Genomic DNA, 13,194 nt, shown 5'->3' on the forward strand with positions numbered 1-13,194 from the left:
GTCAGAACTCCTTTGCGGACTGCCGGACGATCTCGGCGATCTCGGCGATGGTCGGGGTGTCGAAGAAGTCGTCCAGCGGCACCTCGACCCCGAGCCGCTGCTGGATCCGGCCGCTGATCCGGGTGATGCTCAGCGAGTGTCCGCCCAGGTCGAACAGGTCCTCGTGCACACCGATGTCGGGGACGCGCAGCACCTCCTGCCAGATCTGGCGCAGCTGCTCCACCACCGGGTCGTCGCCGGTTCCGTCGGCGGCGGACCCGCCCGGGGCCGCGCCGACCGGTTCCCGGGGCGCGGGGGCGGGCAGTGCGGCCCGGTCGACTTTCCCGTTCGGGTTCAGCGGCAGCCGGTCGAGCGTCACGAAGTCGGTGGGCAGCACGGCCTGCGGCAGGCTCAGCGCCAGGTGCTGTCGCAGCTCCGCCGGCTGCGGGGCGGCCCCGGCGCGGCACACCACGTACGCGACGAGGCGCGGCTCGTCCGCGTCGTGCCGCAGCGCGGTGGCCGCCGCGGCCACGGCCGGATGATCGAGGAGCCGGGCGTCGATCTCCCCCAGTTCGACCCGGTGTCCCCGGATCTTGACCTGGTCGTCGATGCGACCGAGGAACTCGATCCGCCCGTCGGGCAGCCACCGGCAGCGGTCGCCGGTGCGGTAGAGCCGCTCGCCGGCCCGCCCGAACGGGTCCGGGACGAACCGCTCGGCGGTGAGGTCGTCCTGCCCGAGGTAGCCGGCGGCCAGCCCCGCGCCGGCCAGGTACAGCTCGCCGGGCAGCCCGAGCGGCACCGGTCGGCGGGCCTCGTCCAGGACGTACGCCCGCACGTTCGGCAGCGGCCGACCGATGGTGACCTCGTCGGGACCGGCGGGGATCTCCGCCATGGTCGCGTAGACGGTCGCCTCCGTGGGCCCGTACCCGTTGACCAGGCGGGCGGTGCGGGCCCGCAGGTCCCGCGCGAGGGCGACCGGCAGCGCCTCCCCGCCGGCGACCGCGACCAGCGGCGCCGGCGTGCCCCCGGCGTCCGGGGCCGGAACGCCGAGACCGGCGTCCAGCAGCACCCGCCAGCCGGACGGGGTGGCCTGGGCGTGGGTCACGCCGGTGTCGCGGACCAGCCGCAGCACGCCCGCACCGTCCAGCGCGCCGACCGCCGAGGCGACGACGACTCTGCCACCGGTGACCAGCGGCAGGAGCACCTCCACGGTGGAGATGTCGAACGACAGCGACGTCAGGTGCAGCCACCGGTCCCGTGGCCCGCTGCCCAGCAGGTCGCGGACGCCCAGCAGCAGGTTCGCCAACGCGTCGTGCCGCACGGCCACGCCCTTGGGTCGGCCGGTCGACCCGGAGGTGTAGAGCACGTACGCGAGGTCGTCGGCGTTCGGCGGCCCGTCGGCGGGTCCGGCCGGGACCGGGCCGTGGAGCAGGTCGGTCCCGTCGAGGGCGAGGGTGGGCCGGCCCGTCTCGACGGCAGAACCTGTCACGACCAGAGCCGGGGCGGCGTCGGCGAGGATCGCCTCCCGCCGGGCCGGCGGGTTGCCCGGGTCGACCGGCAGGTAGGCGGCGCGGCAGCGCAGCACCGCCAGCACGGTCACCACCGCCTGCCAGGAGCGGTCCAGCGCGACGGCCACCAGCGTGCCGGGGCCGACCGCGCGCTGGCGTAGCAGCGCGGCGAGCCGGACGACGGCGGCGTCGAGCTGGGCGTAGGTCAGCGTCCGGTCGCCGTCGACCAGGGCCGGCGCGTCCGGGTCTGCGGCGACCCGGGCGGCGAACAGGGCCGGCACCGTCACGGCGGGGTACGCCCGGACGGTGTCGTTGACGGCGCGGGTGACCCGGTCGAGTTCGTCGGCGGGCAGCAGCGGCAGGTCCGCCACGGGGCGGTCGGGTTCGGCGACCACCGCGGCGAGCATGGTGCGCAGGTGCCCGCCGATCCGGCGTACGGAGTCGGTGTCGATGGCCGCCGGGCTGTGCTGGAGGCTCACCGTGACGCCTGTCGGGGCGTCGACGATCTGCACGTGCAGGGCGTTGCGGGCGGCGCCGCAGAACAGGGTCCAGTCGACCTCGCTGGCCACCCCGGGGAACGCCGGTTCCGCACCGCGCCGCCGGTAGGCGACGCTGACCGGGGTCAGGGCCGGGGCGGGCCGCAACCCGGACACGGCGTGGGCCAGCGGCACGGCGCGGTGCCGGTACGCCTCGCGCAGGCGGGCCCGGACGGCGAGGGCGTGGTCGCGGAACGTGCCCCGCGCCGGGGCGACCGCGACGGGCAGCTCGTTGACGAACAGTCCGACCCGGTCGGCCTGGTCGGGGGTGCGGGTGGACAGGGCCACCCCGACCGGCGCGCCCTGGTTGCCGTAGCGCCCGAGCAGGGCGTGCAGCACGGCGAACAGCAGCTCGAAGCGGGTCACCCCGATCGACCGGGCGGCCCGGTCGACGCCGTCGATCAGGCCGGCGGACAGGTCCAGGGGCACGGCCTCGCCGGGCTCCGCGGCGGTGGGCAGCCGCCGTAGGCCGGGCAGCACGACGTCTCCGGGGCCGGACCAGTGCCGCGCCCAGTGGTCGCGGGCGGCGGGCAGGTCGGCCGTGACGCGTTGCTGCTCGGCGGCGGCGAGGCCGGCGTACCCGTCGGCGCGGGGTGACGGCGCGGGCGGGCCGCCGGTGCGGGCGGCGGCGTAGGCGGCGGCCAGGTCGCGGACGAGCACGTCCTTGGACGTGCCGTCGAAGGCCAGGTGGTGCGCGGTGACGAGCAGCAGGTGGCTGCCGTCGGCGGCGGTCAGCAGGGTGAACCGGGCCAGCGGGCCGGTGCCCAGGTCGTGCCGGCGGGCGATCTCCTCGGTGACGCGGGCGTCGGTCCACTCGCCGACCGTGACCGCCGGGCGCAGGTCCGCGGGGGCCAGGTGGGGGATGCCGTCGTCGTCGGTGACGACGCGGGCGGCCAGGACCGGGTGCTGTTCGGTCACCGCGGCGCACGCCGCGACGAGGGCCCGACGGTCGAGTTCGGCGGCGAACCGTACGCCCAACGCCATGTGGTAGGCCGTGCCGGCGACGCCGGCCTGCTCGGTGAACCAGACGGCGTGCTGCGCGGAGGTCGCCTCGGCGGTACCCACATGTGCTCCCATGGTCGTGCTGGTGGTCAGTTGTCGAAGAGGTCGGTGAGCTGCCGCTTGAGCACCTTGCCGCCCTCGTTGCGGGGCAGCCGGTCCAGCAGCAGGAGTCGGGCGGGCAGCTGGTAGTCGGCCAGCCGGTCGGCGAGGAAGCCGCGCAGCACCGGCAGGGACAGCCCGTCCGGGCCGGCCGGGGGGCGGGGCACGACGGCGGCGGCCACGACCGAACCGAGCACCGGGTGCGGGACGCCGACGACGGCCGCCTCGGCGACCAGGGGGTGCTCGTGCAGGGCGGCCTCGACCTCGATGGTGGAGACCTTGAACGCGCCGGTCTTGACGACGTCCTGGTGCCGGTCGGTGAGGTACAGGTAGCCGTCGGTGTCCATCCGGCCGACGTCGCCCATCCGGACCCACCCGTCGCGGAAGGTGGCCCGGTTGGCCGCGTCGTCGCGGTAGTACGCGCGGGGGTGGGGGGCGCGCAGCCACACGTCGCCGGTGGCTCCGGCCGGCAGCGGGTTCCCGTCGGCGTCGGCGACCATCAACTGCCCACCCACCGGCCGCCCGACCGCGTCCCGGCGGGACGGGTCGTAGATCATCGTGGTCTGGGCCGGGGCCGCCTCCGTCGACGTGTAGTAGTTGACGATCGTGGCCTGCGGGAACGCCTCGGCCAGCCGGGCCGCGACCGCCGGGGCGAGCGGGGCGGCGGTGGAGCCGATGAGCTGCACGGCGCCGGTGTCCCGCCCGCGCAGCGCCCCGGAGTCGAGCAGCTCGACGGCGATCGACGGGACGACGAAGACGGTCCCGGTGCCGGGCGTCTCGATCAGCCGGGCGAACCGGGCCGGGGTGAACCGGGGCAGGGTGAACGCGGCGGCCTTCGCGGTGAGCGCGTTGGCCAGCATGGTCTGCCCGGCGTTGGTGCCGATGGCGAACGCGTGCAGGAACCGCTGCGAGTGGGCCAGCGCCAGCCGGCGCGGGTGGGTCGGCGCGCCCACGGTGAGGTTGGCGTGGCTGGCGGCCACTCCCTTCGGGCGGCCCGTGGTGCCCGAGGTGTAGAGGATCTGGGCGAGGTCGCCCGGGCGGGGGCCGGCGGGGTCGAGGTCGGTTCCGGGACCGGCGAGCAGGTCACCGACCGTCCAGGTCGACACGCCGGACGGTACGGGCGGGGCGGGGGTGTCGTCGCCGTGCAGGACGGCGGTGGCCGCGCAGTGGGTCAGCGCGTACCCGAGTTGCCCGGCGGCGAGCCGGTCGGACAGCGGCACGGCGACGCCGCCGGCCCGCAGCACCCCGCAGTACGCCACGGCGAACCGGGTCCAGTCGCGGGCGCCGAACAGCAGGCCGACCCGGGCGCCGCGGCACAGGCCCCGGTGCCGCAGCGCGGCGGCCACGGCGGTCGCGCCGGCGGACCACTGGGCGAAGGTCAGCGTCGCCACGCCGTGCACCTCGACCGCGACCTGGTCGGGGTGCAGGCTGGTGCGCCAGTCGAGCAGCTCGGGCACGGTACGGAGGGTGGCCTGGCCGGTGGTCGTCGGCGTCATGTCAGGCGGCCTTCCGTCCGGTCGTGGCGGCGGGTTCCCGGCGGTCCCGGACACCGGCGACCCGGGCGCGGCGCTCCTCGATGCCGACCAGGTCGTCCGGCGGCGCGTCGGGCACCTCGTCGTCGAACCGGGCGAGGGTCGGCGTGAGCAGCGACACCAGCGCCGTCGCCGCGATGCACACCCCGAACAATACGTACAGCAGGCCGTGGCCGCGGCCCGGGCCGACGCCGATCACCGCGCCGACCGTGGCGGCGAGGGCGCCGTCGGGCAGCAGCATCGGCTCGGCGACCCGGGCGGCGAACGGGGCGACGACGCCCCAGCCCAGCGGCAGGGTGGACTGCGCGACCATCTGGTTGAGCGCGAAGACCCGGCCGTGGACGCGCGCCGGCACCTTGGTCTGGATGATCGTGTGGTAGACGCCGTTGACGATGCCGAGGGCCAGGTAGATGCCGAACGCGCCCACGCCGATGAGCAGCAGGTTCGGTCGCAGCCCGGTCAGCACGGCGGCCACCGCGATGCCGCAGGTGCCCAGCAGCACCGCCCGCATCCGGCGTCGGCGGGGGCCGCCCCAGATCAGCATCACCAGGCCGCCGACGGCCGCGCCGACCCCGCCGGCCAGCGCGACCCGGGCCACCTCGTCCAGGTCGGCGAAGCCGAGCACGAGCGGGGAGAGCAGGAACAGCACCGGGAACAGGAAGAAGTTCAGCGCGGCGAAGAACGCCAGCATGGCGCGGAACTCCCGGCGGCGCAGCGAGTACCGGAAGCCGGCGACGATCTCGGCGCCGATGCCCTCGCGCCGTTGCAGCGCCAGGGTGCGCGGGAACCGCACGGCCGCCAGGACACCGATCGCGAACAGGTACGACGCCACGTCGATGAGCAGGATGCCCCGGAGCCCGACGGCCTGTAGCAGGGCCACGGCGAGCAGCGGCACGGTGAACTGGGTGAGGCCGACGGCGGTCTGGGTGAGACCGTTGGCGTGGCCGAGGTAACGCTTGGGCACCAGCTGCGGCAGCGCCGAGACGAACGCGAGGCGCTGGAACGCCAGCGCGACCGACAGCCACGCCGTCAGCGGGTAGAAGTGCCACACCTCGGCCCGGTCGACGAGCACGAGCCCGGCCAGCACCGCGTTGGCGCCGCCGGCGGCCGCGTTGGCGAGCAGCAGGACGCGCCGCCGGCTGGTCCGGTCGACCAGCGCCCCGGCCAGCGGGGCGACGAGCAGGCCGGGCAGCAGGCCCAGCACGGCGAAGAGGGCGAACCGGGCGAGCGACCCGGTCTCGGTGTAGATCCACAGCGGGATCGCGAAGGTGGTCAGCGCGGTGCCCAGGCCGGAGACGATCTGGCCGGTGGCGACCAGGCCGAAGCGGCGCATGCTGGGCGGCGGCGCGGTGTCCGCCGGGGTGTCGGCGCCCGGTGGTGGGGGGCCGGCGGGCCGGTGGGAGACGGCGGTGAGCTGCCAGGCGGGCCGGGCGGCGTCCGGTTCGGCCGGCGCGGGTGGCGGCCCGTCGAGGCGTCGGTGCACGTCGGTGACGATCTCCGCCAGCTCGGCGGCCCGGTACTTGAGGAAGTAGTGCCCGCCCTCGTCGACCACGACCAGGGCGGTGCGGTCGGTGAGGAGGTGCCACTCCCGGTACCGCTCCTCGTGGTAGTCGGTGCTGCGGTCGCGTTCGCCGACCACCGAGATGACGGGCGCACGCAGCGGGGTGACCCGCCGGCGCATCAGGTCGGTGAAGTAGTCCTCGGAGACCTCGGCGTCGTGGCGCATCGCCCGGATCAGGAACCGGACCTCGTCGGGCGCGAGCGACCCGACGGCGGTGCCCTGCGCCTGCAGCCAGGTGCGGTAGATCCGGTCGCTGCGCAGGCGTTCGGCCAGCCGCAGCCGCAGCAGCGGGCCGAGCGGCCCGCCGGCCGGCCGGGCGAACGGGAAGACCGCGCCGAGGTACACCGCCAGCAGGTCCCGGCCGGCGGCCTCCAGCCGGCGGGCGACCTCCACGGCCAGCGCGCCGCCGGGGCCGCAGTGTCCGTAGAGGATCAGTGGGCCCTCCACCCGGGCCAGGATCTCCGCGACGACGTCGGCGGCGACGTCGGCGATGGGCGCGGGCTCGTCGGCGAGGCCGATGTCGTGCCCGGGCACGGCCACCGACAGCAGCCGGTACCCGGCCGGCAGCGCGTCGGCCAGCGGTTGGTACACCACGGCGCTGCCGCCGCCGTACGGAACGCAGACCAGGGTGGCGACCCGCTCGGCGGACGGCACCGGCGGGGTCAGTTCGTGCAGCGGCCCGGCGGGACCGGCGGCGACCCCGGCGACGAGGGCGGCCAGCTCGCGTACGGTGCGGTGGCGGAAGAGGTCCATCACGCTGACCGCCGGCGCTTCGGCGCCCACGACGACGGGCAGCTCCCGGCGCAGCCGGGCCACCACCTGGGTGGCCAGCAGCGAGTGCCCGCCCAGGTCGAAGAAGTCGTCGGTGGCGCCGACCTCGGCCACCCCCAGCACGGCCCGCCAGATGCCGGCCACCAGCGTCTCCACCGGCCCGACCGGCGCCACCCGCTCGCCGCCCGGCGGTGCGTCGGTCGGCTCGGGCAGGGCCCGCCGGTCGACCTTGCCGTGCTCCTGCAGCGGCAGCCGGTCCAGGACCATCCAGCGGGTCGGCACCATGTGCTCGGGCAGCCGGTCGGCGAGGCGGCGGCGCAGGCGCGCGGGGTCCGGCCCGTCCGCGCCGGGTGTCGGCTCCAGGTAGGCCACCAGCCGGTCGTCGCGCAACAGCACCGCTGCCTGTCGTACGCCGGGGCAGTTCCGCAGGGTGGCTTCGATCTCCCCCAGCTCGACCCGGTAGCCGCGAATCTTCACCTGGTGGTCACGGCGGCCGAGGAAGACCAGTTGCCCGTCGGCGTTCCAGCGGCCCAGGTCGCCGGTGCGGTAGAGGCGGGCGCCCGGGGGTCCGTACGGGTCGGGCACGAACCGCTCGGCGGTGAGGCCGGGTCGGTTCAGGTAGCCGCGCGCGAGCCGGTCGCCGCCGAGGTACAGCTCGCCGGCCACCCCGACCGGCACCGGGCGCATCCGCTCGTCGAGCACGTACACGCGGGCGTGCGGCAGGGGCCGGCCGATCGGCACCGGGCCGGTGCGCGGGCTGTCGGCGACCACCTCGTAGGTGGCCACGCCGACGGTGGCCTCGGTGGGGCCGTAGTGGTTGAAGACCTGGGCCGGGCCGGCGTCGGCGAGCGGGCCGACGCGCTCCAGGTCGGACGCCTCGCCGCCGAGGATCAGCGCGCGGGCGGGCAGCAGTTCGGCCGGCTCGGCGTCGGCGGTGAGCGCCGCCAGGTGCGACGGGGTGATCTTGAGGTAGTCGATGTGCCCGTCGCGCAGCCGCTCGGCCAGTTCGGCGCCGGTGCCGCGGCGGGGCAGCAGGTGCACCGCGCCGCCGGTGGCCAGCGCCAGGTAGAAGAGGGTGACGCTGAAGTCGAACGACATCGACTGGAGCAGCCCGTACCGGGCGGCCGGGACGACCGCGAACCGGTCGGCCACCCCGTCGAGGTAGCGCAGCGCCTGCCGGTGCGCCACGGCGACGCCCTTCGGCGTGCCCGTGGAGCCGGAGGTGTAGATGACGTACGCGAGGTTCCCGCCGGTCGCCCCGGTCTCCGGTGCGGTGTCGGGCACGGCGGCGGCCTCGACGGCGATCTCGTCGAGGCAGGCGGTCGGGGCGTCGGAGGGCAGCAGGTCCCGCAGGTCCGCGCTGGTGAGCACCACCGTCGGGCGGGCGTCGGCGAGCATCAGGGCCAGCCGGGCGGCGGGCTGCTCCGGGTCCAGCGGCAGGTACGCGCCGCCGGCGCGGAGCACCCCGAGCAGCGTCGCGGCCAGGTCGACGGACTGCTCCAGCAGGACCCCGACCAGCCGCTCCGGGCCGACGCCGCGGGCGCGCAGCACGTGGGCCAGCCGGTTCGCCCGTCGGTCCAGCTCCCGGTAGGTGAGCGTGTCCGGCCCGCAGACCACGGCCGGCGCGTCGGGCGTGGCAGTGACGAAGGGGGCGATGAGGTCGGCCAGGGTGTGCGCCGGGCCGGTGACGCCGGCGCCGGCGGCCGGGTGGTCGGCTCGGTGGTCATGGCGTGCCTGGTCCGCGCCGGCGTCGCCACGCTCGGGCCGGGCGAGGGCGAGCACCCGGTCCCGCTCGGCGGGGCCGATCAGGTCCAGGTCGACGACGGGCAGGTCCGGCCGGGCGACCGCGGCGCGCAACAGCGTCTCGAAGCTGCCGGCCAGCCGGCGTACGGTGGCGGCGTCGAACAGGTCGGTGTTGTGGACGACCATGCAGCGCAGGCCGTCGGCGGTCTCGCCCACGTAGAGCGAGAGGTCGAAGCGGGCGGTGGCGGCGTCGGTGCCCACGCCCTCGGCGTGCAGGCCGGCGGGCCAGCGGTCGCCGCCGTGGGCGTAGTTCTGGAGGGTGAACAGCACCTGGAACACCGGGGAGCGGCTGACGTCGCGGGCGACGTTGAGCTCCTTGACCAGCCGTTCGAACGGGATCTCCTGGTGGGCCAGGGCCCGGACCACGGTGGTGCGGGTGCGCCGCAGCAGGGCCGCGAAGCTGGGCTCGGCGGCCGGGGCGTCGGCGGTCGCGGCGACCGGGGAGAGGTCGGCGCGCAGGGCGAGGGTGTTGACGAAGAGACCGACGAGGTTCTCCAGCTCCGGCACCACCCGGCCGGCGACCGGGGTGCCGACGGCGAAGTCCCGCTGGCCGCTGTACCGGAACAGCGCGGCCTGCAGACCGGTGAGCAGGGTCATGTATAGGGTGGCGCGGTGGGCGCGGCTGAGCCGGCGCAGGCCGTCGGTGAGGTCGGCGTCGAGGGCGAAGCGGTACGTGGCGCCGGCGTACGACTGCACGGCCGGCCGGGGGCGGTCGGTGGGCAGCTCCAGCGCGGGCACCCCGGCCAACGCGCGGGTCCAGTACGCGAAGCCGTCGCCGGTGGCCGGCCCGTCGAGCCGGTCCCGCTGCCAGGCGGCGTAGTCGACGTAGTCGACGGCCGGGGCCGGGGGTGGGACGCCACCGTCGCGCAGCGCGGCGTAGGTGGCGGCGAGCTCGCCGAGGAGCAGGTCCAGTGACCAGCCGTCGCTGACGATGTGGTGCATCGCGAGGTGCACGAGGTGCTCCTCGTCGCCGAGCCGGACGACGAGGGCCCGCAGCAGCGGCGCGTGGCCGAGATCGAAGGGGGTGGCGACGGAGGCGGCCACCAGCGCGCGGGCGGCGGCCTCCGACGGCGCGGCGGTGACGGTGACCGGCACCCGCACCTGCGGGAGCACGTGCACGACGGGTTCGCCGTCGGCGTTCTCGACGAACCGCATGCGCAGGCTGTCGTGCCGGCCGGCGGTGGCGTCGAGGGCGGCGCGCAGGAGGTCGACGTCCAGCGGCCCGCGCAGCCGGGTGGTCGAGTGGACGACGTACGCGGCGGTGCCGGGGGTGAGCTGTTCGGTGAACCAGATCCGTTCCTGGCCGAACGACAGGCGGGGGTCGGCGGGGGGACGGGTGGCGGCCGGCGCGAGGGCAGGGCTCCGCGACGGTACGTCAACGTTGGTCACGCGGGTACCCTCTGCTGCGGTGACGGACGGGAGCCAGTAGTTTGCACGCCGCAACCAACCGGGTGGATCGGCTGATCGGTCCACTGTGGACAACATGATCGAGCGGTCCGGAAGCTGTTGGTCCACGGTGGACAAGATGATCGAGCGATCCGGAACCGGAACGGACCGTCGTACGGTCGGGAATGCGATTCACCGACATGGTCGTGCCCGCCGAGTGGGCGTCGGATGCCCTCGTGCACGTCGAGTTCGCCGGCGTCGGGGCCGGAACGGCGCCACTGACCTGGGCGCAGCAGGTGCTGTGGCGGGCGCTCACCCGGTTCGGGTCCAACCACCGCTTCCTCAACCTGCGGCGTACCGTGGCGGTCTCCGCGCGGGCCGGCGCGGACGTGGCCGCCGCGGCCCGCGCGGTGGGTGAGCTGGTCGGCCGGCACTCCGCGCTGCGCACCCGGCTGCGGGTGAGCGACGGCGAGCCATGCCAGGAGACGGCGGCGGCCGGGGTGCTGCCGCTGCTGGTGTACGCCGGCGCCGACGACGGGTCCGGGGCCGCCCGGGAGGCCGCCGGCCGCCTCGGCGACGTCGCGTTCGACCACGCCGAGGAGTGGCCGCTGCGGGTCGCGCTGGTCACGGTGGACGACCGGGTACGGCAGATCGTGGTGGTGTTCAGCCACACCACCGTGGACGCGCACGCCGCCGAGGTGGTGCTGCGCGACCTGCGGCTGATCCTGCTCCGGGGCCCCCTGCCCACGCCGCCCGGCCCGCAGTCGGCGGACGTGGGCCGCCGCCAGCACGGGGCCGACCGGCGCCGCTCGGAGCGGGCCGTGGCGCACTGGCTGCGGGAGTTCCAGCGCCTGCCCCGCCGGCCGCTGACCCCGACCGGGCCGGGGCTCGACCCTCCGCTGCGCCGGGGCGTGCTGGTCTCCTCCGCCATCGACACCGCCGCCCGGCTGATCGCCGCCCGGCAGCGGGTCAGCGTGTCGGCGGTGCTGCTGGCCGGGTACACGGCGATGGCCGCCCGCGATTCGGGGCGCGAGCTGTGCGGCCTGTTCCCGATGGCCCACAACCGGTTCCGCGTCGAGTACGCCGACGCGGTAGCCAACCTCGGCCAGATCGGCTTCTGCGTGGTGGACCTGACCGGGCGTCCCGACTTCGGCGAGCTGGTGTCCCGGGTGTGGGCCGCGTCCCTGGACGGCCTGCGGCACGCCTACTACGAACCGCCCGCGCTGCGCCGCGCCTTCGAGGCCCAGGGCGTCGACCTCGACTCGGCGTTCCTGCCGTACCACTACTTCAACGACGTCCGACTGGCCACCGGCGGTGCCGAGCCGGCGCCCCGGGTGACCCCCGGCGAGCTACGGGCCGCCGTGGAGCGCAGCACCTTCTCCTGGACCGCCGGCCTCCAGCAGGCGGCCTGGCACCTGCTGGCCCACGTGGTCGACGAGCCGGCCGGGGTCGGCGTCACGCTCACCGCCGACACCCGCCACCTTCCGATGAACGCCGTCGAGCCGTTCCTGCGTGGGCTGGAGGAGCTGCTGGTCGAGGCGGCCTTCGCGGCGGTGCCGTGGCCGTGGTCGTCCGTCCGCGCCGGGCTCCCGGCCGCCGCCGGGCCGGTCACCCCCGACGCCACGGGCACCGAGCAGGTGGCGTACGCGTCCTTCCACGGCGGACGCGCCGCGAGTGCGCCGCTGACCTGGGGGCAACGCGCGATGTGGCGCACCGTCGAGGAGTTCGACTCCCCCGCCGCCTACCGGGTGCTGGCCCTCCCCCGCACCCTGACGGTCCCCGCACGGGCCGACCTCACCGTGCCCCGGGCGCTGGACGCCGTCGGCGCGCTGGTCGCCCGGCACGAGTCGCTGCGTACCCGGTTCCGCCTCCGGGACCGGGAGCTGCACCAGGAGGCGGCGGCGACGGGCCGGCTGCCGGTCCTCGTCCACGCCGTGGCCCGACCGGCCGACGACCCCAACGGCCGGCGTGCCGCGGCTGCCCTGACCGCCCGGCTGGGCGAGCCGCGCTTCGACCACGTCGCCGAGTGGCCGCTGCGCGTCGCGCTGGTCACGGTCGACGACCGGGTACGGCAGATCGTCGCGGTGTTCAGCCACGCCGTCGTGGACCTGCACGCCGCCGACACCGTGCTGCGTGACCTGCGGGCGCTCCTGCTGCGCGGCGCGCTGGACACGCCGCCCGGTCTTCAGTCGCTGGACCTCGCCGAGCGGGAACGCCGCGTCGGGACAGGGCGCTCGCAGCGGGCCGTGGCGTACTGGGTCCGGCAGTTGGACGGCCTCACCGGGAGCCTGTCCGACCCGGACCCGTCCGCGGCGGCGGCCCGCCACCTGCGCGGTTCGCTGGTGTCCCCGGCGCTGCACCACGCGACCGGGCTGGTGGCGGCCCGCCACGGGGTCAGCACCTCCGACGCCCTGCTGGCGGCGACCGCCGCCGTGCTGGACGCGGGCAGCGGGCGGGGCGCCTGCGGAATCGTCGTCATGGCCAACAACCGCTTCCAACCCGACCACGACCGCGCCGTCGGCACCCTGAACCAGATCGGGTTCTGCCGGGTGGACCTGGCCGACCGGCCCGGCTTCGCCGAGCTGCTGTCCCGTACGCGACGCTCGGCCCTGGACGCCTACCGGCACGCCTACTACGACCCGACGGCGTGGGAGCAGGCGGTCACCGAGCTGGGCCACGACCACCGGACCTTCCTGGCCCCGTTCTGCTACCTCAACGACGCCCGCCTGTCGCGCCCCGCCCGGCCCTTGACGGCCGGACCGGACGAGGCCGACCTGCGGGCCTTGCTGACCCGAAGCACCGTCCGGTGGCTGCCGGACCTGGCGCAGTTCCCGTGGCGGTGCCGCCTCCAGGTGCGCGACGCGCCCGGCGCGGTCGAGCTGATCGTCACCGCCGACACCCGGTACCTCCCGCCCGGGCGGGCCGAGGGGTTGCTGCGCGGCGTCGAGGCGCTGCTGGTCGAGGCGGCCGTCGACGACACGGCGCACATCGCCGCCACGCGTTGAGTGGCGGTACGT

At 76.1% G+C, this 13,194-nt stretch carries 4 protein-coding genes; 1 reads left to right on the forward strand and 3 read right to left on the reverse strand.

Annotated features, from left to right (window positions below; translation table 11 throughout):
- Position 1 precedes the first annotated feature (1 nt).
- The 3 genes from ACZ6Q9_RS21085 to ACZ6Q9_RS21095 are packed head-to-tail and all read right to left on the reverse strand — an operon-like array spanning position 2 to position 10,180.
- Positions 2-3,088 carry a non-ribosomal peptide synthetase gene (locus ACZ6Q9_RS21085; protein WP_393449388.1) on the reverse strand — a complete coding sequence of 1,029 codons (3,087 nt, stop codon included), beginning with the start codon at positions 3,086-3,088 and terminating at the stop codon, positions 2-4.
- A 26-nt stretch (positions 3,089-3,114) separates the two neighbouring features.
- Entirely contained in the window at positions 3,115-4,620 is a 1,506-nt protein-coding gene (locus tag ACZ6Q9_RS21090) for a class I adenylate-forming enzyme family protein (RefSeq protein WP_396829446.1), read from the reverse strand.
- Between the two features lies 1 nt (position 4,621).
- Complete coding sequence (locus ACZ6Q9_RS21095; protein ID WP_396829447.1) at positions 4,622-10,180, reverse strand: amino acid adenylation domain-containing protein; 5,559 nt, start codon at positions 10,178-10,180, stop codon at positions 4,622-4,624.
- A gap of 182 nt (positions 10,181-10,362) precedes the next feature.
- Here ACZ6Q9_RS21095 and ACZ6Q9_RS21100 point away from each other — a divergent pair, with 182 nt between their 5' ends.
- Complete coding sequence (locus ACZ6Q9_RS21100; protein WP_396829448.1) at positions 10,363-13,182, forward strand: condensation domain-containing protein; 2,820 nt, start codon at positions 10,363-10,365, stop codon at positions 13,180-13,182.
- Positions 13,183-13,194 lie beyond the last annotated feature (12 nt).

The organism is Micromonospora sp. NPDC049139 (assembly GCF_055586845.1).

Excerpts from the sequence above, each read along its gene's own strand:
- ACZ6Q9_RS21100 (WP_396829448.1), top strand. The coding sequence starts at position 10,363 with ATGCGATTCACCGACATGGTCGTGCCCGCCGAGTGGGCGTCGGATGCC.
- ACZ6Q9_RS21090 (WP_396829446.1), bottom strand. The coding sequence starts at position 4,620 with ATGACGCCGACGACCACCGGCCAGGCCACCCTCCGTACCGTGCCCGAG.